The 22,906-nt window shown below is 62.6% G+C and carries 19 protein-coding genes and 1 riboswitch; of the genes, 7 read left to right on the plus strand and 12 right to left on the minus strand.

Annotated elements, in window-relative coordinates:
- Window positions 1–18: 18 nt before the first annotated feature.
- Window positions 19–1,992 carry an ABC transporter ATP-binding protein/permease gene (locus AB8B02_RS25855; RefSeq protein ID WP_439065517.1) on the plus strand — a complete coding sequence of 658 codons (1,974 nt, stop codon included), beginning with the start codon at window positions 19–21 and terminating at the stop codon, window positions 1,990–1,992.
- A gap of 37 nt (window positions 1,993–2,029) precedes the next feature.
- On the opposite strand, the gene AB8B02_RS25860 is transcribed toward AB8B02_RS25855, so the two are convergent.
- Entirely contained in the window at window positions 2,030–2,416 is a 387-nt protein-coding gene (locus tag AB8B02_RS25860; RefSeq protein WP_089266507.1) for an MAPEG family protein, read from the minus strand.
- A 148-nt stretch (window positions 2,417–2,564) separates the two neighbouring features.
- Between AB8B02_RS25860 and AB8B02_RS25865 the strand changes: the two genes are divergently transcribed.
- The 3 genes from AB8B02_RS25865 to AB8B02_RS25875 all read left to right on the plus strand — a co-directional run bounded on the left by AB8B02_RS25865 (window position 2,565) and on the right by AB8B02_RS25875 (window position 5,510).
- Complete coding sequence (locus AB8B02_RS25865; RefSeq protein WP_439065518.1) at window positions 2,565–3,050, plus strand: pyridoxamine 5'-phosphate oxidase family protein; 486 nt, start codon at window positions 2,565–2,567, stop codon at window positions 3,048–3,050.
- The gene (locus AB8B02_RS25870) at window positions 3,051–3,290 is read left to right on the plus strand and encodes a hypothetical protein (protein WP_439065519.1); all 240 of its coding nucleotides are present in this window, start codon (window positions 3,051–3,053) and stop codon (window positions 3,288–3,290) included.
- A 198-nt stretch (window positions 3,291–3,488) separates the two neighbouring features.
- A complete protein-coding gene (locus AB8B02_RS25875) occupies window positions 3,489–5,510 on the plus strand; it encodes an OmpA family protein (protein WP_439065520.1) in 2,022 nt (673 codons plus the stop codon).
- A gap of 273 nt (window positions 5,511–5,783) precedes the next feature.
- Here AB8B02_RS25875 and AB8B02_RS25880 read toward each other — a convergent pair whose 3' ends face one another.
- The 7 genes from AB8B02_RS25880 to AB8B02_RS25910 all read right to left on the minus strand — a co-directional run bounded on the left by AB8B02_RS25880 (window position 5,784) and on the right by AB8B02_RS25910 (window position 13,463).
- Complete coding sequence (locus tag AB8B02_RS25880; RefSeq protein ID WP_439065521.1) at window positions 5,784–7,541, minus strand: alkaline phosphatase; 1,758 nt, start codon at window positions 7,539–7,541, stop codon at window positions 5,784–5,786.
- Window positions 7,542–7,659: 118 nt separating this feature from the next.
- Window positions 7,660–8,997, minus strand: coding sequence for an argininosuccinate synthase (gene argG, locus AB8B02_RS25885; protein WP_439065522.1), 1,338 nt, complete (start codon window positions 8,995–8,997; stop codon window positions 7,660–7,662).
- An 84-nt stretch (window positions 8,998–9,081) separates the two neighbouring features.
- Window positions 9,082–9,882 (minus strand): phosphatase PAP2 family protein, encoded by an 801-nt coding sequence (locus AB8B02_RS25890; protein WP_439065523.1) that lies wholly within the window; start codon window positions 9,880–9,882, stop codon window positions 9,082–9,084.
- 45 nt (window positions 9,883–9,927) lie between these two features.
- On the minus strand, window positions 9,928–10,404 hold the full coding sequence (locus AB8B02_RS25895; protein WP_439065524.1) for a hypothetical protein: 477 nt from the start codon (window positions 10,402–10,404) through the stop codon (window positions 9,928–9,930).
- A gap of 2 nt (window positions 10,405–10,406) precedes the next feature.
- Window positions 10,407–11,585, minus strand: a complete 1,179-nt coding sequence (rlmN, locus tag AB8B02_RS25900) for a 23S rRNA (adenine(2503)-C(2))-methyltransferase RlmN (RefSeq protein ID WP_439065943.1) — start codon at window positions 11,583–11,585, stop codon at window positions 10,407–10,409.
- Between the two features lie 218 nt (window positions 11,586–11,803).
- Window positions 11,804–12,421 carry an invasion associated locus B family protein gene (locus AB8B02_RS25905; protein WP_176454685.1) on the minus strand — a complete coding sequence of 206 codons (618 nt, stop codon included), beginning with the start codon at window positions 12,419–12,421 and terminating at the stop codon, window positions 11,804–11,806.
- Between the two features lie 202 nt (window positions 12,422–12,623).
- Window positions 12,624–13,463, minus strand: coding sequence for an SDR family oxidoreductase (locus AB8B02_RS25910; RefSeq protein ID WP_439065525.1), 840 nt, complete (start codon window positions 13,461–13,463; stop codon window positions 12,624–12,626).
- 119 nt (window positions 13,464–13,582) lie between these two features.
- Between AB8B02_RS25910 and AB8B02_RS25915 the strand changes: the two genes are divergently transcribed.
- Window positions 13,583–14,557 carry an NADPH:quinone oxidoreductase family protein gene (locus tag AB8B02_RS25915; protein ID WP_439065526.1) on the plus strand — a complete coding sequence of 325 codons (975 nt, stop codon included), beginning with the start codon at window positions 13,583–13,585 and terminating at the stop codon, window positions 14,555–14,557.
- Between the two features lie 21 nt (window positions 14,558–14,578).
- Here the strand turns inward: AB8B02_RS25915 and AB8B02_RS25920 are convergent, their stop codons facing one another.
- Together AB8B02_RS25920 and AB8B02_RS25925 are read right to left on the minus strand one after the other, a co-directional pair.
- Window positions 14,579–14,962 (minus strand): YkvA family protein, encoded by a 384-nt coding sequence (locus AB8B02_RS25920; RefSeq protein WP_120287796.1) that lies wholly within the window; start codon window positions 14,960–14,962, stop codon window positions 14,579–14,581.
- Between the two features lie 81 nt (window positions 14,963–15,043).
- Window positions 15,044–15,367, minus strand: a complete 324-nt coding sequence (locus AB8B02_RS25925) for a 4a-hydroxytetrahydrobiopterin dehydratase (protein ID WP_256461208.1) — start codon at window positions 15,365–15,367, stop codon at window positions 15,044–15,046.
- A 200-nt stretch (window positions 15,368–15,567) separates the two neighbouring features.
- Between AB8B02_RS25925 and AB8B02_RS25930 the strand changes: the two genes are divergently transcribed.
- Entirely contained in the window at window positions 15,568–16,986 is a 1,419-nt protein-coding gene (locus tag AB8B02_RS25930) for a TAXI family TRAP transporter solute-binding subunit (RefSeq protein WP_439065527.1), read from the plus strand.
- Window positions 16,987–17,046: 60 nt separating this feature from the next.
- On the opposite strand, the gene AB8B02_RS25935 is transcribed toward AB8B02_RS25930, so the two are convergent.
- Together AB8B02_RS25935 and AB8B02_RS25940 are read right to left on the minus strand one after the other, a co-directional pair.
- Window positions 17,047–18,495: a PepSY domain-containing protein gene (locus AB8B02_RS25935; protein ID WP_439065528.1), complete on the minus strand. Its 1,449-nt coding sequence runs from the start codon at window positions 18,493–18,495 to the stop codon at window positions 17,047–17,049.
- A 2-nt stretch (window positions 18,496–18,497) separates the two neighbouring features.
- Window positions 18,498–20,774, minus strand: coding sequence for a TonB-dependent receptor (locus AB8B02_RS25940; protein WP_439065529.1), 2,277 nt, complete (start codon window positions 20,772–20,774; stop codon window positions 18,498–18,500).
- A 106-nt stretch (window positions 20,775–20,880) separates the two neighbouring features.
- Window positions 20,881–21,072: riboswitch (cobalamin riboswitch) on the minus strand.
- Window positions 21,073–21,215: 143 nt separating this feature from the next.
- Here AB8B02_RS25940 and AB8B02_RS25945 point away from each other — a divergent pair.
- The gene (locus AB8B02_RS25945; RefSeq protein WP_439065530.1) at window positions 21,216–22,769 is read left to right on the plus strand and encodes an alkaline phosphatase D family protein; all 1,554 of its coding nucleotides are present in this window, start codon (window positions 21,216–21,218) and stop codon (window positions 22,767–22,769) included.
- Window positions 22,770–22,906: the final 137 nt, after the last annotated feature.

Raw genomic sequence — 22,906 nt, forward strand, 5'->3', positions numbered from 1 at the left:
CCTTGGCGTTATCGCGCCATGAGCAAACATTCAGTTAACGAAGCCAAGCCTGCATCCGACGCGTCCGATCTGAAGGGGCCGATTGTCGGGGTCGTTGGCGAGGACGGCAAGCATATCGAGCCGCCGCCGCCTGAAGTCGTGGAGCCCGATCCGGACCTGACGCCGGAAGAGGCCGAGCAGGCACGCAAGGACTATCTGCTGACGCGATTCTGGATCAGCGCGCGTGGCTTCTGGGGCAAGTCGGGCGACAGACTAGCCTGGGTGTTCTCGGTCGGGCTGCTGCTGCTCATCGTCGCCAATGTGGCGTTTCAATACGGCATCAATGTCTGGAACCGCGCGATCTTCGACGCCATCGAGAAACGCGATGCGGCCAGCGTGTTTCATCTCACCGGCGTGTTCTTTCCGCTCGCCATCGGCAGCGTGCTCCTTGGCGTCGCGCAGGTCTATGGCCGCATGGGCATCCAGCGTCGCTGGCGCGCATGGCTGACCAATTCTGTGGTGTCGCGCTGGCTCACCAGCGGCCGCTATTATCAGCTCAATCTCGTCGGCGGCGATCACCAGAATCCCGAATATCGGATCGCCGAGGATCTGCGCATCGCGACCGACTCGCCTGTCGACTTCGTCTCCGGCGTCATCGCGGCATTTCTCTCCGCCACCACTTTCATCGTCGTGCTGTGGACGATCGGTGGTGCGCTGACGCTGACTGTAGGCGGCAGTCTCATCACCATTCCCGGCTTCCTCGTCATTGCCGCGATCATCTATGCGGCCATTGCGTCCGGCTCGATCATGGTGATCGGCCGCCGCTTCGTGCAGATTTCCGAGGACAAAAACCAGGCCGAGGCCGAGTATCGTTATGCGCTCACTCGCGTGCGCGAGAACGGCGAGAGCATCGCGCTGCTCGGCGGCGAGGAAGAAGAGCGCGACGGGATCGACAAGACCTTCGGCAACGTCCTCAGGCAATGGGCGCGTCTCGCCGGACAGCATATGCGTACCACGTTGGTGTCGCAGGGCTCGAGCCTGATCGCGCCCGTCGTACCGCTGTTGCTGTGCGCGCCGAAGTTTCTCGACGGCAGCATGTCGCTCGGTCAGGTGATGCAGGCGGCGTCGGCCTTCACCATCGTGCAAAGCGCATTCGGCTGGCTGGTCGACAACTATCCGCGCCTTGCTGACTGGAACGCCTGCGCGCGCCGCATCGCCTCGCTGATGATGTCGCTGGACGGCCTCGAACGCGCCGAGCTCGGTGACGGTATCGGCCGTATCAAGCGTGGCGAAACGACGGATGAGACGATGCTGAGCCTGCATGATCTCTCCGTGACGCTCGACGACGGCACTGCCGTCGTCGGCGATGCCGAAGTGAAGATCGAGTCTGGTGAACGTCTGCTTGTCGCGGGCGAGTCCGGCACCGGCAAAAGCACGCTGGTGCGCGCCATTGCGGGCCTGTGGCCATGGGGTGGCGGCAGCGTCAATTTCCATCCGGACCGGCGGCTCTTCATGCTGCCGCAGAAGCCCTATGTGCCGTCAGGCACCTTGCGCCGCGCAGCCGCCTATCCCGCGGCGTCGGAGGACTGGACCGTCGAGCAGATCGGCGACGCTCTCGACAAGGTCGGGCTCGGTCATCTCAAGGAGAAGATCGAGGAGGATGCGCCGTGGGACCAGACGCTGTCCGGCGGCGAGAAGCAGCGTCTCGCTTTCGCACGGCTGTTTTTGCACCGCCCTGATATCATTGTGCTGGACGAAGCGACCTCGGCGCTGGACGCGAAGAGCCAGGACAAGATGATGGAGCTGCTCACCAAGGAGCTGCCCAACGCCACGGTGGTATCTGTCGCGCATCGCGTCGAGCTTGAAGCCTTCCACAGCCGCAAGATCGTACTGGAGCGCCGCAAGGGCGGCGCCAAGCTGGTCAGCGACATCGATCTCATCCCGCGCAAGGGTAAGCGCCGTCTGCTCGGCCGCTTCCTGCGCCAGCGCAAGCCGGCCAGGAGCGCGGCGTGACACCAGGCGCTATGAGGCGCTTGCTGCGTGTTTCAACTTAGAAGAAGTTGATCTTCAGCGCCGGCGACAGGAAGATCGCGATATTGGCGAAGAGGCCGCCGGCATAGGCGGCTGAGCGCAGCGACGATTTATCCGCGATGTACAGCAGCGCGTGCGCAATCCGAAACGCAAGATAGAGAGCGGCCAGCACGCTTACGGTCGTCGCCGATGCGCCAAAATTCAACGCTGCAACGACCGAGACTGCGTAGAACGGGAAGCTCTCGAAGGCATTCTGGTGCGCAGCATAGGCGCGGCGTTTGGCACCTGAGAGGTTCTCGGCGCTGTCGCGCGGTGCGCTGTTATCGCGCGATCCCGCTTTGGCATAACCAATAATGATCAGCGGCAGCAGTGCAGCAATCAGAATGCTCCAATAGGCGAACGGCATCGAAATCCCCCAGGTCAAATAGTATGGCCAAACTGCGTCTTGATGGGCGGTTCCTGTTCCGCTGTCAAACCCGCCTTCATCCGGCCCGTTGTCGCGGAACATCGCATCGATCGCGCCGTTGTTAGTTCAGCCCCAAGGGAGACAGATGATGGCCAATGACAATACCCGTGATATCGAACGCGCCTGGGAATTGATGAAGAAGATCGGTTTCGCCATGCTGGTGACGCATGATGGCGACAAGCTGCGAGCGCGCCCGATGGCCGCCTATGTGGATCGCGATGCGGATGCGGTCTACTTCCTCAGCGATGCGCGCAGACACAAGGATGATGAGATCAAGCGCAATCCGAACGTGAATCTCTCTTTCGCGGATGCGGGCGATCAGAAGTATGTCTCGGTGAGCGGTACTGCTGCCGTCTCGAACGATCGCGCCAAGATCAAGGAGTTGTTCACCACCTCCGCAAAGGCGTGGTGGGACAGCGCGGAAGATCCGAATATTCGTGTGCTGAAGTTCACGCCTGACGATGCCGAGTTCTGGGACTCGCCGGGCACTGTGATCAGCTATGTCAAGATGGCCGCTGCGGCTGTGACTGGTACGCGTCCGGACATCGGCACCAACCGTAAGGTCGCAATCTAGATGCCTAAAGACGATTCACCCGGCATCAATCCCGTCGAGGATCCGCCGATCAAGCCCGGTCAACCCTCCGAACCGCCGCAGGAGAGCCCGCCGGGCAATCCGCGGCCCGAGGTACCGCCGCCGGTGCGCGATCCCGGTGAGCCGTCGCGACCCGAAGAGTTACCTGGAGATGTGCCTGATGAGATGCCGGTGCCAAATCCTGATATCAATCCGGGTCAGCAGCCGCCTGCAGTGATGTAGCGAACTACAGATCGATGGCCTGAACGCGCAATGAACAAAGCGCGTTTGGGCCATTGTCGTGTCGAAAATAAAAACGAATTTGCATTTGCCTGTCGCCACATTCCGGCCCAATGCATATCAGTTGATCAATATGCCGATTTGTTCGGCCGACAAAAATCAGTTTGTTGAAGATCCTTATCCGGGGGCCCAAGGTCTATCATGACAAAACTTCGTCTCGTATTACTGGCCACGACGACGCTCGGCGTTGCGCATATCGCAGCGACCGCTGCTTATGCGTCGAGTGTCGATGCGCCGATCGTGCTCGCGCAGGCCGCACCTGCTGCGCCTGAAGGTGAGCCCAAGGCTCCCCCGAAGGCACCACCCAAGGCTCCGCCAGCTGCTGCGCCTCCCGCCGCTGCGCCGCCGGCCGCACGCCCTGCGCCGCCGCCGCCGCCACCGGCTCCCCCTGCTGCGCGTCCCGCGCCTCCGGCACCTCCTGCTGCGCCGCCGCCTGCGGCTGCACCTCCGCGCCCGGTACCGCCGCCACCCCCACCACCTGCGGCCGCTCCGCCGCCGCGCCCAGCTCCGCCGCCGGCTCCCGTCGCGCCTCCGGCCCCGCGCGCCGCACCTCCAGCGCCCACCGCTGCGCCTGTAGCTCCGTCAGCGCCAACGCCGCCCGCTGCGCGTCCCGAACGTCGCGAGCCCGGCGAAGGACGTCCTGAGCGCCGTGAACCCGGTGCAACGCCGCCGGCCGGCGCACGTCCCACGCCTGCAACGCCACCAGCCGCGGCGCCGGCGACACCGCCTGCCGCGCGTCCGGCACCTGCTGCTGCGCCGACACCGGCTCCAACACCGGCGACGCCGCCAGCGGCTGCGACTCCCCCTGCGGCAACGCCTCCTGCAGCACCGGCGCCGTCGGCAGCTCCGGCTGCGCCGGGCACACCGCCTGCTGCGGGTGCGCCTCCGTCTGGTCGCCCCGGTGGCCCTGATGGCCGTGGTCCTGACGGACGAGGTTCGGATGGCCGCCGTGGTCCTCCTGGTGGTCCGGGCGCAGGCGCGCCCGGTGCACCCGGCACGCCGCCCAACGCTGCTGCGCCCGGTGTCGCGCCGAACGCTACGGCACCCGCCGCTGCGCCTCCCACGAGCACTGCTGCACCTCTCGTGGTCGCGCCCGGTGGCGGCAACATCAAGGTCGTGCAGCCGCCCGCCCCGACCGTGACGGCACCGATCCCTCAGGCGCCGCCGCCAGCAGTAGCGCTGACGCCGATCGCACCGGGCGCTGCCCCCCAAGGGCCGCGCAACATGGGCGATTTCCGCGGCCAGCGCAGCGAGCGCCAGGAAGGCGGCCGCACGATCATCACCGAGCCTGGACGCATCATCGTGCAGGATCCGAGCGGTCAATCGTTCATCCGCCACAACGAAGTCGATCGCTTCCGCTACGGCGCGCGTGACATCCGTACGGATCGGGTCGGCGGTGAGGATCGGACCATCGTGATCCGTCCCGACGGCTCGCAGATCATCACGGTGGTCGGCCGCGACGGCCAGCTGCTGCGACGTATCCGCAGGGATCGTGAGGGACGCGAGATCATCATCATCGATAACTCGTTCCGCGGTCCGCGTGGCCCCGGCGGTCCGGGTGGACTCGGCTTCTATGTCGATTTGCCGCCGCCGATGATCCGGATTCCGCAGAACCGTTACATCGTCGACTACGATCAGGCCTCGCCCGATCTGGTCTACGACACGCTGATCGCGCCTCCGGTGGATCGCATCGAGCGCCGCTATACGCTCGATGAAATCCGCTACAGCCCGATGGTGCGCCAGCGCATGCCGTCGATCGATCTGGACTCGATCAACTTTGAGCTAGGCTCGTGGGATATCCCGCCGGATCAGGCCTCGAAGCTGCAGGTGATCGCAGATGGTCTCAACCGGGCGATCTCGCGCAACCCACGAGCGGTGTTCCTCATCGAGGGTCACACCGATGCGGTCGGATCGGACGTCGACAATCTGTCGCTGTCGGATCGCCGTGCGCAGTCCGCGGCAGAATTGCTCACCCAGCAATTCCAGGTGCCGGCAGAAAACCTGACGTCGCAGGGTTATGGCGAGCAGTATCTGAAGATCCAGACCGACGGTCCGGAGCGCCAGAACCGCCGCGTCACGATTCGCAACATCACGCCGCTGTTGAACGGCGGTCAGGCCTCGCTGCCGCCACCGCCTCCAGGCACCGCGCCGCCGCGTCGCTGAGCGGTTTGATATGAAAGAAAATGGCCGGGAGTGATCCCGGCCATTTTTGTTTTGATAGTACGCTGCTGCCAATGGCTTCCATCCCTCAAGCGCAGCGTAGCTGCGCGTAGTTGGGAGGGTCGGCCGATAGGCCGGGGTGGGGTCTCTCCCACGGAAGGACGGAGTGTGTGGCAACACCCCACCCGTCACGATGCTCGCTGAACGCTCGCAGTCGTGCCACCCTCCCCCTAGCGTGGCTACGCCACGCTAGGGGGAGGGATAAGCGGAGCTCCGTTACTTCTTCACACCCAATCCCAACGCATCCGCCATCACGCGAAACACTTCCGTATTATCCATCGCGCCCTTCACGCGGTCGCTGCCGGGACCGGTGGCGGTGAGGATCACGTCCTCGCCGGAATGCACGCTGGCGCCCATCATTGCCGGCAGGTTGCCGAGCCGCAGCATGCTGCCGGGCGCATTCTTGTATTTCTCGTTGGCCTTGAAGGTACCGGGCTCGTCGCCCTTCTCGGTCGGATCGTTGGGGTTGTCGAGCTTCGGCCGCAGCGTCTCATAGTGGTCGGGCAGGCTGGCCGACATGATAGCGAGCCGCCGGCTGACATCGATGCGCGATGGATAGCCTTCGGCATCCGGCGCGGGGTAGTTCGGGAAGCCGGCCTTCTCATAGACGCCAAGCCGTTCGCGCAGGGGCAGGTTTGACTCCTTGCTCATGTCGTCATTGACGGTGCCGACGAGGCTGTTGGGATGGCTGTGGTCGGAGACGACGAGGATGAGCGTGTCGTCGCCGCGCTTGGCCGCCCAGTCGCGCGCCAGCTTCACGGCATTGTCGAGCATGATGACGTCATAGACGGCGCGGTCCATGTCGAGCAGATGGGCGTATTTGTCGATCAGGCCCGACTCGACCATCAGGAAGAAGCCGTTGTCGTTGCGCGACAGGATCTTGAGCGCGCCATGCACCTGCTCGGTCAAATCAGGCTGTTGCGGATATTTCTTCACGCCGCCGCCGCCGAGAAACTTGCGGTCCAGCACGCCGTCCATATTGCCGGGCGTGAAAAGTCCAAGCAGCTTGCGCGTCTCCGGCTTCTTGGCGAGGCCGTTCAGTTCGGGCGCCGTGGTCGCCACCGAATAACCGGCATCACGGAAGCGTGCGACATAGTCGACGTCATCCTTGCGCTTCGATGTCGCGGCCGCCTGCGGCAGGAAATTCGCTGCGCCGCCGCCCATCAATACGTCCGGTTTGGCCGCAAGGAACTGCGCGACGATCTCGTCATAGGCCGCGCGGCGGCGGGTATGCGCGATCATCGCGGCGGGCGTCGCGTCCTCGACCTCGGTATTGGTGACAATGCCGATCGCCAGATCGAGCTTGCGCTTCGCGAGGCTGGTGATGGTTTCGACCTGCGGATCGTCGAACACATTCGCGGTGCGATCCGCATAGACGCCCATCGCATTGGTTGCGGTCTTGTGGCCGGTGGCATAGGCGCTGGCCGAATTGGCGGAATCGGTGATGATGGAATCGGAGCCCGCCGTTGCCACCATCGCCATATGTGGCATGTCGTCCATCGCGAGCTTGCCGCGGCTCTTGCCTTCGGTGATGCCCTTCGAAAGAATTCTGGCGCCGACGCGGTGCGCCAGCGACATACCGTCGCCGATAAACAGGATCACATTCTTCGCCTTGCGCGGACCGGTATCGTAGACGTTCCACGTCACCGCGCGGCTGCGCACGCCGTCGCTGACTTCGATCTTGTAAGTCCCGGCTTTGTCGAGCGTCACGTCGCGCAGCAGCAAGGCGGACTGATCCTTGCCGTCTTCCTTCGCGATGTAGTCCGGGGATTTGCCGAACGCTGCGGTCTGATCGGCGCCGTTGATCGTCACCTTGATGTCGGCGGCCTGAACGAGTTCGGGAAACTCGACCTTGAAGTCGAATTTCGCGCCCGCGAGGATATCAGCGCGGTCGAGCGGATAGATCGTCTGCGCGCAGATTGGCGCGCTCATGAAAAAAGCCGCAAACGCGGCCAGCAACGACGTGTTTCTCATGGTGGACGTCCCGAGCGAGAGCCTGCGTGAGGCGATGTCCTTCCAATATAACGGCCGGATGACGTGACGACGACATCCGGCCGTTTGATCTTATAGTTCGAGCGTCTCCGCCGCGCCCTCAGCTCTTGTCGTTGTCGAGCTTCGGAATGTTTGAGCCTTCGCCAGCGCTCAGCAGGCCCGTCTTCGCATAGAGATCCAGCTTGGCGCGAGTATCGGTGATGTCGAGGTTGCGCATGGTGAGCTGGCCAATCCGGTCGGCTGGCGTAAACGGCGCATCCTCGACCTTCTCCATGCTCAGCCGCTCCGGCGCGTAGGTCAGGTTGGGGCTCTCGGTGTTCAGGATCGAGTAGTCATTGCCGCGGCGCAGTTCGAGCGTCACCTCGCCGGTGATCGCACGCGCGACCCAGCGCTGCGCCGTCTCGCGCAGCATCAAGGCCTGGGAATCGAACCAGCGTCCCTGATAAAGCAGCCGCCCGAGCCGCATGCCGCTGATGCGATACTGCTCGATGGTATCTTCGTTGTGGATGCCGGTGACAAGACGCTCATAGGCGATGTGCAGCAGCGCCATGCCCGGCGCTTCATAGATGCCGCGGCTCTTGGCCTCGATGATCCGGTTCTCGATCTGGTCACTCATGCCGAGGCCATGGCGGCCGCCGATGACATTGGCCTCGAGGAACAGCGCGACAGGATCGGTGAAGGTCTGGCCGTTCAGCGCAACGGGCTGGCCATCCACAAACCGCACCACGACCTTCTCAGCCTTGACGGCGCAGTCGTCGCGCCAGAACGGCACGCCCATGATCGGGTTGACGATCTTGATGCCGCTGTCGAGCTGTTCGAGATCCTTGGCCTCATGCGTGGCGCCGAGCAGATTGCTGTCCGTCGAATACGCCTTCTCGGCGCTCATCTTGTAAGCGAAGCCGTGGGCGGTCATGAAGGCCGACATTTCGGCGCGGCCGCCCAGTTCGTCGATGAACTGATCGTCGAGCCAGGGCTTGTAGATCTTCAGGTCCGGATTGGTCAGCAGTCCGTAGCGGTAGAACCGCTCGATATCGTTGCCCTTATAGGTCGAGCCGTCGCCCCAGATATTGACGCCGTCTTCCTTCATGGCCGAGACCAGCATCGTGCCGGTGACGGCGCGCCCGAGCGGCGTGGTGTTGAAATAGGCGATGCCGCCGGTCGAGACATGGAACGCGCCGGATTGAATCGCGGCAATGCCTTCGTGAACGAGTTGCGCGCGGCAATCGACGAGGCGCGCCTTCTCGGCGCCGAACTCCATCGCCTTGCGTGGAATCTCGTCGTAGTCAGCTTCGTCGGGCTGACCGAGATTGGCGGTGTAGGCGAAGACCTTGGCGCCCTTCTGCTTCATCCAGAGCAGCGCCGCTGACGTGTCGAGGCCGCCGGAGAAAGCGATGCCGACGTTTTTGCCCTTGGGCAGGCTCTTCAAGATCGTGGTCATGGAACGTCCAATCGGGGCAGTTTCTGCGGCCAGCGATAGCCCGGCCGGGCAAAGCACGTCAACGCGGCATCCGCTTGAGGCCGCTCAATCGTGGTGCTGCTCGGTGATCCGGTTGACGAAAGACGGCTTTGGCTGCCGCCCGATCATGCGCAGCCGCCAGCGATAGCCGGGCCAGGCGATCCTGGTCAGCCAGCGATCGACGTCCTCATCCGTCATCCGGGTCGAGGGCCAGCGGTAAATCCATCCGTGAATCAACCAGATAACCAGGAACGACACGAGGCCGGCGATGGTCACGTCGGTAAAGAAATGGCCGCCGAAAGCCATCCGCCAGCCCGAGGTGGCGATTCCGAAGACCGTCGCTGCCACATAGGCGTAGGGCCGCACCGAGGGCGGCGCGAGCGCGGCCGGAGCATAGGTCCAGAACGCCGTGGCGCCCTCGCCCGAGAAGAACGAGCAGTTGCGCCCGCATTGGCCGGTTGGATCCCACCACGCCTTGAACTCCCAGGGCCCGTTGAATTCCGTCACCATCACCGGCCGCGGCCGGCTCCAGAAGGTCTTGAAGGTGAAATTGGTCAGGACTCCGGCCGACATCAGCATGGTGAGGATCAGGAAGGCCATGGTGCGGCCCTTCACGAGCAGCGGCCGGTTGGGCCAGATCAGCTTCACGATCAGCGCGAGGATCGAGGGCGCGACAAAGGCCCATGCGATCCACATCGCCGCATCGCGGGCGAATTGCGCATAGGGCAGCGACGTCGTGGGGAAGCGTCTGGTCTCGGGATCGTAAAACAGTGCCGCGAGCTTGAGGTCGAGGTCGGGCCAGACTCCGAACATAATGGCAATGGCGGCAAACAGCCCAAGCGCGACGAGGAGTCCGGTCCGGTTCATGGCGGGCGGTTTAACCGAGGCAGGAGTTGAAGGAAAGGCAGTGCACTAGGGGCCGGCCGCGACATCGGGCTGCGGTGGTGCGCGCCGTGGCTGCCGCCAGGCGCCGGCATTGCGGCCCGCGATCACCCAGTAGATCAGTCCGGCAACGATACCCGCGCCGGTCATGACTTCGAGATGCCGACGTACAATGCCGTCGAAACTCATCGTGGCAGGGTCATAGGGGATCAGGCCGAGATAACAGGCGAGACCGACTGCCGCGCCGCCGAGTGCATAGACGATGACGCTGCGAATATAGAAAGCCTCGGTGATGAGGACGACGAGCATCGCCGGGATCAGCGCAAAGCCGCTGATGAAGATAAAGCCGAAGCCGAGCAGGATGTTGATCGTGTTCGGGTCGATGACGCCGGTATCGAGCGCGCTGAGTTCCGGAAACAGGATCGAGAACACCACGATGGCGCCGCCAATGAGACAGGCTGCGCAGAAGCCGAGAAAGATAACGAACAGGCGGCCGATCAGCGCCATCGTCAGTCCGTCATCGCCATCGCGCGCAAAGCCTGACGCTCACGCGCCGACAGTTTCTCGGTCTCCGACTTCAACTGGCCGCAGGCAGCGAGAATGTCGCGGCCGCGCGGCGTGCGCACCGGCGAGGAATAGCCGGCATTGAAGATATATTCGGAGAACTTCTCGATCTGGTCCCAGTCGGAACATTCGTAGCGCGTGCCGGGCCACGGATTGAACGGGATCAGATTGATCTTGGCATGGATGCCCTTGAGCATCTTGACCAGCAGCTTGGCGTCCTCGAGCGAGTCGTTGACGCCTTTCAGCATCACATATTCGAAAGTGATGCGCCGTGCGTTGGACGCGCCGGGATAATCGCGGCAGGCCTGCATCAGCTGTTCGAGGGGATATTTTTTGTTGAGCGGCACCAGCTCGTTGCGCAGCTCATCGCGTACTGCATGCAGCGAGATCGCCAGCATGACGCCGATCTCGTCGCCGGTGCGCTTGATGTTCGGCACCACGCCGGAGGTCGACAAAGTGATACGCCGTCGCGAAATGCCGATGCCTTCATTGTCCGACACGATCAGCAGCGCGTCGCGCACCGCATCGAAATTGTAGAGCGGCTCGCCCATGCCCATCATCACGATATTGGTGACGCGGCGGTTGCCGTCTGGCGTTTCCCTGTCGGCCCAGTCGTTGAGGCGGTCGCGGGCAACCATGATCTGGCCGACGATTTCGCCGGCCGTCAGGTTGCGGACCAGTCGCTGGGTACCGGTGTGGCAGAACGAGCAGTTCAGGGTGCAGCCGACCTGGGAGGAGACGCAGAGCGTGCCGCGGTCGGTTTCGGGGATATAGACGCACTCGACCTCATGGGCCTTCTCGCCGGCGGTACCTGAAGGCAGCCGCAGCAGCCATTTCCGGGTGCCGTCATTGGAGATCTGCTCGACCACGATCTCGGGCCGTGCCACCGTGAAATGCTTCTCGAGGTCTTCGCGCATGCCTTTGGAAATACTGGACATTTCGGCGAAGGTCTGGACGCCCCGGACATACATCCAGTGCCAGATCTGCTGCGTCCGCATCTTGCGCTGGGCCGGCGCCACGCCGATGGAACCGAGCTTTTCCGCGATTTCCGTGCGCGACAGGCCGATGAGGGACGGCTTGGCCAGCGGCACATAGGTCTCGGTGGCGATCTTCTCCAGCGGCATCTCGCCCGCGGGCAATGCGCGGGAAGCGTCGATGGCGGAGCTTGATACGGAAGCACTTGCCTCGGCTGAAACGGGGGTCATGGCGTTCGATCTATGATGTCGCGGGAAATCTGGCCTTAAACAGGCCGATCTCAAATAAGCTTTTCGCGCCCGAATGAAAAGGCGCGAAATGCGGCAATATTAACGGCGACAAGGATTTAGCCGGTGTTTGGCGGCAATTACCGCCGGCAATCCTGCGCCAGCCGGTCCAGCGCCTGGGCCAAGCCCTTCAGCGAAAACGTGTCGGTGGTCTCGGTGCCCTTGGCGGAGACGCCCTTCACGGTCACGTCGGCCGCCTTGCGCAGGGCTTCCACCATGCGCTCTTCTTCGGCGGCATTCTTGATCCAGAGCCCGTCGCCCTGCGTATACATCGCATAGCGCGCGCCGCCGACTTCCAGCGTGGACTCGGAGCCCGGCTTCAACTGATAGCCGATCATGATCGAGACTTCGTTGGTCACCTTCTCGGCCGGGCGGGTCGAGACGAAGGCGTAAGCGGGATCGCGCGGGCGGTTCGCCGGATTGGTCTTTGACGACGCCGGCTTGGCCAGCGCAAAGCAGACTTTCTTGCCGTTCGGTGTCGCGGTGTAGGCGCCCCACGAGCCGAACTGTCCGACCAGCGTGGGCTCGGCGCCACCCGCTGCAGCAGGCGCCGCGGCTGCTGGCTTTGCCGGTGTGGGCGCTGCCTTCGGTGCGGCGGCCTTGCCCTTCGATGCAGCGCTCTGCGCCTGCGCAAGATCGGAGATACCGACCATCGCTATACTCATCGACACAACTGTCAGGAATCGCCGCACGGACATCAAGTCTCGATCCTCTATCATTGTGACTGGAAGATGGCTCGCAACAAGACGGCTTTACCAAGACGATCTGGAATCGCTGACGTCACGATGTCTGCCATATCCGCAAATCGCTTTCTTGAAAAGGCAGACGCGACTCCCGCAAGGATAGCAGTCCTTGCCTTGCTGCGCGCTGACGGCGCAGGAGTCATCCTCAGTTTTCTGCTCAGTTTTTTGCACGCGCCGCACGCTGCGCTGCCCACTGCGCATCGCTCCACTGCAGCAGATCCTCTGCGCCAGATGCGCGCAGGTGTGCGCCCCCATCCTGCACCACCATCTCGCCATTGATATAGCCGGCCTGATCGGAAATCAGGAAGCTTGCGAGATTTGCGAGCTCGCTGTGTTCGCCGACGCGGCCGAGCGGGTTCTGCGCCGCAGGGCCGCTGTCGCGTCCCTCGGGCCGCAGCTGCCCGGTCGCACCCGTGGTGGGGAACGGGCCGGGCGCGATCGCGACGGTGCGGATGCCTCTGGGTCCCCACTCCACCGCGAGCGACTTCGTCATTGCAAGGATTCCAGATTTGGCCATCGCCGATGGCACCGTGAAGGCGCGCCCGGTGATCGTGGATGTCGAGAGGATGCTCAGCACGACGCCCTTGTGGTGTCCTGCGATCCAGCGCCGTCCGGCTTCAAGGGTGCAATACATGGCGCCGTGCAGCGTCGGTGCGAGGATCGCATCGGCGGCGCGGGCAGAGAGGTGCTCGCTCTGTGCGATGAAGGTGGCCGCGGCATTGTTGACGAGGACGTCGAGTGGCCCGTCGCGCCAGATTGTCTCCATCATCGCCTCGACCGCCGCTGCGTCACGAATGTCGCAGGTGAAGGTGCTGACCTTGGCGCTGAAGTCGGTACGCAGTTGTGCTGCAGTTTGTTCGAGCTGTTCAAGTCGGCGACCGCAGATGATGAGCTCGGCACCCAGCTCCGCAAAGCGGCGACTCATGGACGCACCGAGGCCGGAACCGCCGCCGGTGACCAGAATGCGCCTGTTGGCGAGCAGCGTTGTTTCGAACATGGGACGGTTCCTCGGTTGGCCGCGTGGCGGAATTACCTTTTCTCGAATCAGATTGTAGCGCGCCGTCAAATCCGGCATGACTCCCTTCAACTGTCTCAAGCCGAAGGTCAGATGATCAGATGAAAGCCATTCTCTGCTCGCAATTCTGCGAACCCGATGATCTCGTTCTCGCCGATATCGATGATCCCGTTGCCGGTGACGGTCAGGTCGTTATCGCCATCAAGGCGGCGGCGCTGAATTTCTTCGACATTCTGATGATCCAGGGCAAATACCAGATCAAGCCGCCGTTCCCGTTCTCGCCGGCTGCGGAAGTCGCTGGTGTGATCGAGAGCATCGGCAGCGGCGTGACCGGCTTCAAGGTTGGTGACCGTGTGGTTGCATCTGTGGGCCACAATGGCGCCCGTGAAAAGATCGCGGTGCCTGCGGCATCCGCCGTGAAGATTCCCGACAATCTCGATTTCGATCGCGCCGCCGGCGTGATCATCACTTACGGCACGGCGCTGCATGCGCTGGAAGACCGCGCCAGCCCGAAGCCCGGCGAGACGCTGGCCGTGCTCGGCGCCGCGGGCGGCACTGGGCTCGCGGCCTGCGAACTCGGCAAGCTCTTGGGTCTCAAGGTCATCGCCTGCGCATCGTCGGACGAGAAGCTGGAATTCGCCAAGAAGCACGGCGCGGATATTGGGCTGAACTACGCGACCGAAGATCTGAAGGAAGGTCTGAAGAAGCTGACGGACGGCAAGGGTGTCGACATCATCTTCGATCCGGTGGGCGGCAAATATGCCGAAGCCTCGCTGCGCGCTATCGCTTGGGAAGGCCGCTTCCTGGTGATCGGCTTCGCCGCCGGCGACATTCCGAAGATGCCGCTTAATCTCGCGCTGCTGAAAGGCTGCGACATCCGCGGCGTGTTCTGGGGCGCCTGGGTACGGCAGAATCCCGCGAAGAACCGCGCCAATCTGGAAAAGCTGGTGAAGTGGGCCGCCGAAGGGAAGATCTCATCCCATGTCGACAGGACTTTCCCGTTGGCCAAGACAGCCGATGCGTTGAAGGTACTGGCAGGCCGTCAGGCCATGGGCAAAGTGATCCTTCATCCATAAACTGAATGAGGCGGACGCGGATTACGCGTCCGTTTCACCCTTCGCCAATCCACGTGCGATCGCCGCTCTGGCAGCCGCGCGATGGTCTTCGTTGATGTGGCTCGCCACCATGCGCAAGGCGGTGGCCAGCACCGCGGCATCATCAGTGAATCCCAGAACGGGCAGCATGTCCGGCACGAAATCGAATGGCAGCACGAAATACGCGATGGCGCCGAGCAGCGCCGCCTGGACATGGCGCGGTGTCTGCCGGTCGAAGGCGCAGTAGTAAGCCGCCAGCAAGTCTTCGGCGAAAGGCAGCTTGACCGCCAGTCGCTTGAGCTTGTGCCAGAACTGCTTGCGTACGCTTTCGCGGTCTTTGGCCAGTTCATCGGCTGGCTCGAAGCCCACGCTGTGGTCGGTTGCCATCGGCAATGTCCTCACGGCTGCAGTTTGCAGCCTTTCCGGTAAATGGTGATCCGGCTCCGGCGTCGCAACATTCAGCAACGCTCAGGAGTGGCCGAGTTGCCCGGCGATGGTATTCATGGCCCTGGCCAGATCGACGTCGCGCTTGGTGACGCCATCGGCGTCGTGGGTGGACAGTACTACCTCCACTGTCTTGTAAACATTGCGCCATTCCGGATGGTGGTCGCTCTTCTCGGCGACCAGAGCGACCCGCGCCATGAAACCGAAGGCCTCGTTGAAATCCTTGAACGTAAAGGTCCGGGCGATGGCATCGCGCCCGGAAACCTCGCTCCAGCCCGAGAGCTCCTTGAGCGCCGCCTTGCGGGCCTCGGCCGAGAGTCGTTCCACCATGCCAACCTCCTGCTTCACTTGAACTTTACTCTAACGCCCGGTGACACAGTTGGGATCCATGCCACAATAAGGCAGCAAATGCCGCGCATGCAGGAAAGTAACCAAGCCCGTCGGTAACCATGCTGCCGGTGGAACGGCGCGTCGACCCGAAACTTTGCTACATTGTCGCTCGAACCCATTTGGCGCAGATGAATTTGAAGCGATTGTTTTCCAGATCCATGGCAGACGGTCCCGATGTTATCGGGCCGATAGGGCCGCCGTCACCGCGGTCGATCCGGCGCAAGATGACGCTGATCACGCTGGCCGGGACGTTGGCGATCGTCGCAGCCGTGGCAGGCGCTTACTACTTCGCCATGAAGCCGGTGCCGCTGCGGATCGCCGTCGGTCCGCCGAACAGCGACGACGTGAAGGTCGTGCAGGCGCTGGTGCAGTCGTTCTCGCGCGATCACTATACGGTTCGTTTGCGGCCGATCCTCACCGAAGGCGCCACGGCCAGCGCCAAGGCGCTTGCTGATGGCAAGGCCGATCTCGCGATCATCCGCGGCGATCTGGAAGTGCCGAAGAATGCGCGCGCGGTCGCCACGCTGCGCAAGAACGTCGCCGTGATCTGGGTGCCGCCGGCCGCCAAGGGCAAGAAGTCCGGCCCGAAGATCACCAAATTCTCGCAGCTCGCCGGCCGCCGCGTCGGTGTGATCGGCAAGACGCAGGCCAACGTCAACCTGCTCAACATTATCCTGCGGCAATACGGCGTCGATCCCGCCAAGGTTACCATCGTGCAGTTCTCGACCACCGAAGTGGCTGAGGCCGTGAAGGACCAGAAGGTCGATGCGTTCATCGCGGCAGGTCCGGTGAACAGCAAGATCACCAATGATGCGATCCAGGCTTCGAGCCGCGATGGCACGCCGACTTTCCTCGGGATCGATTCCGCAGAAGCCATCGCGCAGAATTTCCCGATGTATGAATCATCGGAAATTCCTGCCGGCGCATTCGGCGGCGCGCCGGCGCGGCCGGACGATGACGTCAAGACCATCAGCTTCTCGCATCACATCGTGGCACGGCAGAGCCTGTCGGATGTGACCATCGCCGCCTTCACGCGGCAGCTGTTTGCGATCCGTCAGCAGATCATCAACGACTTCCCGCTGGCGGCGAAGATCGAGACGCCTGATACCGACAAGGATGCAGTTATTCCCGTGCATCCCGGCGCGGCCGCCTATGTGGATGGCGAAGAAAAGACCTTCCTCGATCGCTACAGCGACTACATCTGGTGGAGCCTGATGGGGCTCTCGGCGATGGGCTCGATCGGCGCCTGGTTCGCGAGCTATCTGAAGAAGGATGAGCGCAACGTGAATGTGTCGGAGCGCGATCGTCTGCTCGACATGATTGCCGCCGCGCGCAAGAGCGAGTCCCTCGAAGAGCTCGATACGATGCAGGCGGAGGCCGACGATATTCTGCGTCATACGCTGAATTGCTACGAGCACGGCGCCATCGAGGAAGGCACGCTGACAGCCTTCAACATTGCGCTCGAGCAATTCCACAACGCCGTCGCCGATCGCAAGGCGCTGATCGGCATGATCCCGCCGGAGCCGATGAAGCCGCCGGAGCAATTGCGTCAGCCGCCGCGGCCGCTCGCGGTCTAGAGTCTTTCGTTTTGACGCGTTTTCTTCACGCGAACCGGGACCACTTCGCTCGAAAACGCTTTAGCGCTTGAGATAGCGCCAGCCGATCACGACGCCGCTCACCGAGACCATGGTGCCGAGAATCGACAGCAGCCACACCACGATGTCCCAGGCCGGGCGATACATCAGCAGCAACTGAAAATCGAAGCTGTGCAGCGCGTTGAATAGCCAGCGATAGGTGCGCCGGCTTGAGTCTATACGGCCGAGGATGTCGCCGGTGACCGGGCTGATGTGAAACCAGGTTTGCGCGTCGTCATCGAATTTGGCGCGCAACACCGGCAGCTCGCGGTCATTGTGATGCGCGTACCAATAAGCGTCGTATTCTCTGAGGCTTAGCCGGTTTTCGATCCGCGAATCTGGAAGCAGCTTTGTTGCGGCGTTCCAGAGGCGGTCTTGCGGCAGTATTGCGATTTCGCCGCTTGTCGGATTGATCGCCATCTTCGTGCCGTCGCGCTTCGCGACGATCATCAGCGGCATGCCGTCGATCCATACGAAGCGCGCTTCGACCGCGGGCTTATGAGCCGGTGCGCGAATGGCCGCAGCGATATTAGGCGCGTCGTGGCCGGCATAGCGCTGCAATACCTCACGTGGCGTATTGCGGTCGGCAAAAACGCGGCCGGGATCGAGCGATAGCCAGCCCGAGAACATCCAGGTCAGCACGAACAGCCCGGCGATCAGTCCGGTGACGTGATGCCACGCCATCCAGCCGCGATAGGGCGTGATGTTGCCGTTCGCATAGCGTCGCTTCAGGCGAACGCGCAGAATACCGATCCAGATTCCGGTAACGCCGACGATCAAACAGATGCCGGAGATCCAAAGCACCACGAGCCGCCACAGCGGGCCGTCCTTGCGCAACACGGTCGGATAGATCCAGTGCGGGATCGAGCCGAGCCAGTTCCAGACGCGCTCCGTGCGGTTGGTATCGAGTGCGATCTCGCCAGAGCGTGAGGAGACGTAGAGTTTTGTACCGGCGCCGTCGCCGAGTGTGATCAGATACAATGGGCGTAGCGGATCGTAGCGTGCGGTCACGCTCCACTGGTCGCGATCGACGATCTCTTCGAGCTGAGGCGACTTGCTGGCGGGATGGTGCCGCGCAACCGCGAGCGCCTGCTGTTCGTTGATCTCGGCGATGGCGCGGCCATCGGCGGCGGAGATCGCCTGCCGTTTGCCGTCCCAGCCAGTCAACCGATACACCGGCTCGTCGGCAACCATGTTCAATCGCAGTTCGCGCGGATAGCGCGTGGCACCGGCAGCCTTCATCGCCTCGTCGGGAGAGAGCGCCACTTTCTCCCAGACGATATCGGGCAATGCCGCCAGCCGCTCTTTATCGGAGAGGCCGGGAAACGCGACATACATCATCACCACGCCCGAGATGAACCACATCGCGAAGAAGAGACAGGTGACGATGCCGACCCAGCGGTGACCGATATACAGCCACCGCCGGAGTGTTCGTGTCAGTGTGCGTGGCACGCTCAGAACTTTACATTGACGGCGAGTTGAGCGGTGCGCGGTAGGCCGAGCAGCCACTGATTGGTGCCGCCCGATGTTGCATAGACCTCGTCGAGCAGATTGTAGACTCGGAACGACACCGTCGTATTGCGGTCGGCCTTCCACTGCACGCCGGCATTGACAACCTGATAGGCAGGACGCACGAGCGTGTTGGCGTTATCTGCATAGATGCGGCCGACGAATTGGACGCCCACATTTGCCGACCAGTCCGGTGCAAAGGCCCAGGTCGCCCAGATGTTGGAGACGTTCTGCGGCACATTGGCCGGCACGTTGCCGGCGTAGTTCACCGCAACGCCGCCAACTGACTGCACGAAGTCATCATATTTCGCGCGCAGGAAAGCGGTATTGGCATCGATGCGCCAGCCGTGGTCGAGGGCGAGGCCGACCGAAGCCTCGACGCCGCGCGACGACTGCTGGCCGACCTGGACGACCATTGACGGCAAGTTCGGATCGCGCGCCAACAGGTTGTTTTTGACGATCTGATAGCCGGCTAAGGTCCACTCGCCGCGGCCACCCCAGAACGATTGTTTGACGCCGATCTCGACCTGCTTACCTGTCGCTAGTTCGAAGTTCTTGTTTGTCGCCGCCAGCGAGACTAGTCCGCCAACCGGATCTACGGCTGTAGAATATTGGCCGTAGAAGGCCAGGTCCTTGATGGGCGTATAGACCGCTCCGGCGCGCCAGCTGGTCGCTGAGAAGGATTTCTCGAAACTGTTACCGGGGGTGACGTAGTCGGTGCGATTGATAGTCGGCTCGTCCTGCCGGATCCCAGCGATCAGAGCGAGTTGTTCCGTGATCGACAGACGGTTCTCGGCGAATAGGCCATACTGGTTGGTCGTGGTGCTGAAGCCTGGAACCGTCTGGGTCGTTGTCGCAGCGAAGGAGCCAGGGAAAAAATCGGTGAGCGACACCGACGACGTGCCGCCATAGGGCGAGTTGTTGGTGTGTTTGAAGTCGATCTGGTTGACGTCGAAGCCGGCGACGAATTCGTTAGTCATGCCAAAGATATGGCCGCGGAACGTCGCGTCGAAGCGGTCGCCGATCTGCTGCTGGTCGTGGAAGATCTCGATATAGTCGCTGCGATTGATGCGGCCCGTTGCGGCGCTGAAGTTGTAGGTCTCGACGTCTTTCCAGTGCCGCTGGCTGTTCAGGTAGTACAGGGTGTTGCGCAGCGTAATGCTGTCTGTCACCTGCCACTCGGTCTTTACCTGGTTCCAGCTGTCCTGATAGCGGATGCTGCTGTCGCCGACATTGTAGTTCCTGAAGCGCAGGGATTCATCGAGCTTGCCGTTGATCAGCGGTGTGCCGAAATAGCGCGACGGGCTGCGATCGCCGTAATCCGTGGAGATCGTCCAGGTGATGTCTTCGGTCTGCTTGATCTGGACGGCGGCATGCACTTCGACATTGGAGGTGTTGTCACGATCGACCCAGCCGTCCGACATGTTGCCGGTCGCGGTGATGCGATAGGCGACATCCTTGTTGATCGGTCCACCGCTATCCACTGCAATGCGCCGGGTCATGTTGCTGTCGAGCGAGATTTCGGCCTGATTGCGCGGCACCCAAAGCGGCAGTTTCGAGATGACGTTGATGGCGCCGCCGACGGCACCTTCGCCATACATCACCGATGCCGGGCCGCGTAGCACCTCAACGCGCTCAGCTGACCAGGTATCATAGGGGAAGGTCAGCGTGCCCGAGCCGACATAGAGCCGTGTGCCGTCATACAGAGTCATCACGGTGCCGTTGCCGGTGAAGCCGCGGGTGTTGAAGGCGATGCTGCCATTGCCCGGCGCCGGGCTTGCGGTGAAGCCGGTGGCGTTCTGTGTCACGGCGTCAATCAGATTCTGCTGGCCACGCTCGGCCATGGTCTCGGCAGAGATCACCTCGACGCTGGCCGGCGTCTGCAGGCGCGTCAGGCCAAGGCGGCTGCCCGTCGACGTCGTGCCGGTGAGGTTGAGTGTCGGTGCCGCGAAGACGGGGCCTGTCGGCGTGGCGACCGGCGCGCCGGTATTGGCGGCGACATTGCGCTGTTGCCGCGAGCGCGCAGCGCGCGATGCATTGCCGTTCGTGGCGCGGCGTGCCCGCTGAGGCGTCGCCGACGGCTGAACGACGACAGGATCGAGCGTCTGGCTCGACTGTGTGGTTTGCGACCAGCTTTCGCTCGGACACAACAAGCAGGAGAGAGCAACAGAATAAAGTAAGGGAGCATGTCGCTTCAACGCGACGGGAGAAACGGAGGTCATGAACAGGACTCGCGGTTACGTGGCACGTCACCGCAAACCAAGTCTCGCCGCCGCTTTCAAACAGGCAGTGTGACTTCCACCAGGACACCCCGCCCAATGTGCTCGCGTGTGACCACGACTGGCGGCAGGTCTCCTGGCTCGCGGGTCACTGCCTGTCGCCGCCTTCCCAGGTGAACACCCAGTGGCTCTTGGCGCAGGCTCGCCGCTTACAGTTGCGGGGGCAGCCGCGGAATCGGGGGATCCCCCTCACCGCATTCCCTTTTGATCCCCGAAGGGAACCGTCACGTTCACGTTAAGGTGAAATTTCCAAATGTGTCAATCAAGTTGCTAGTCACTCGCAACGTGCGCTGACAGGTGTTGATATTGCGCATCACCTGTCATCGCAGCGTCAAGCGATCTGCCTAGAGCCACTGGTGCCAGAGCCAGGATCAGGAGTTCGCCATGGCACTACGTTTATCCCGTCGTCGCTTCCTCGCGCACTCAGCCGCAGCAGGCGCAAGCTTCCTTGCGATGCCCTATCTCAGCCGCGCCGCCGATCGCCCGGTGGTGTCACATGGCATTCAGTCCGGCGATGTCGGGATCAACAGCGGCATGATCTGGTCGCGCGCGGATCGGCCGGCGCAGATGATGGTGGAAGTCGCCACCACCGAATCCTTCAGCAATGCGCGCATGTTGCCGCCGATGGCGGCGCTGCCCGAAACCGATTTCACGGCGAAGCTGCTGCTCGACAATCTGCCCGCGGGACAGGACATCTTCTATCGCGTCAAATTCCGCGATCTCTCGCATACCGACATCGTCGGCGAGCCGGTCATCGGTCGCTTCCGCACCGCGCCAGCGGATCGCCGCGATGTGTCTTTCGTTTGGGGCGGCGATGTCGCAGGCCAAGGCTGGGGCATCAACGCCGAGGATGGCGGCATGGTCACCTATGCCACCATGCGAAAGCACAACCCGGATTTCCTGATCCATTCCGGCGATACGATCTACGCCGATGGTCCGATCCTGCCTGAAACGAAACTGCCTGACGGCGCGATCTGGAAGAACACCATCACGGTGCCGGAGAAGGCGAAGGTCGCCGAAACGCTCGATGAATTCCGCGCCGCGCACAAATACAATCTACTCGACGACAATGTCCGCGCATTCAATGCGCAGGTGCCGATCTTCGGCCAGTGGGACGATCACGAGGTCACCAACAACTGGTCGCTCTCGAAGCAGTTGCCGTCGTCTTACAAGGAGCGCGACATCACGCTACTGGCTGCGCGCGGCGCGTGTGCCTTTCACGAGATGTATCCGATCTCGGTCAATCCGAAGGAGCCTGGCCGCGTCTATCGCACGCTCAATTACGGCCCGCATCTCGATGTCTTCATGCTGGACGAGCGCAGCTATCGCGGGCCCAACGGCCCGAATCTGCAGGAGAGCTATGGTCCGGATGCGTATTTCATCGGCCCGGAGCAGATGGCCTGGCTGAAGCGCGCCCTGATGGCGTCGAAGGCGACCTGGAAGGTCATCGCCTCCGACATGCCGATCGGCCTCGTCGTCTATGACAACGCTGCCGACAAAACCGGGTCTGAGGCCCTTGCGCAGGGCGACGGGCCAGTGCGGGGCCGCGAGCTGGAAATTGCCGATATTCTGCGCTTCATCAAATCGGCCGGTATCCGCAACACGGTCTGGCTGACCGCCGACGTGCATTACACGGCGGCGCATTACTACAATCCGGAAAAGGCGCAGTTTCAGGATTTCGAGCCGTTCTGGGAGTTCGTTTCGGGCCCGTTTCACGCCGGAACTTTCGGGCCGGCGGCGCTCGACAATACCTTCGGTCCCGAGGTCCGTTTCGTGAAGGCGCCGGGGCCCGATAAGCAGAATTTGCCCCCGTCGGCCGGCATGCAGTTCTTCGGTCACGTCAAAATCGACGGCCAAAGCGGCCAAATGACCGTTACCCTGCGGGATCGGGCCGATATGGCCCTTTGGGCCACGGTTCTGGACCCGAAATTGGGCTAACCATTTGGCAGATTCGCATTGTTTTTCGGCGATTTCCCCCTATATTGCGCCGCAACGCGTCCGAGTACCCGGCCCCTTCTGGCCGGGTTTGCTTTTGGAGGGATTGCCCCAGCGCGTTTTCAGACGAGGCAGTTATC

The sequence above is a fragment of the Tardiphaga sp. 862_B3_N4_1 genome, from assembly GCF_051811085.1.
Taxonomy (GTDB): domain Bacteria; phylum Pseudomonadota; class Alphaproteobacteria; order Rhizobiales; family Xanthobacteraceae; genus Tardiphaga; species Tardiphaga robiniae.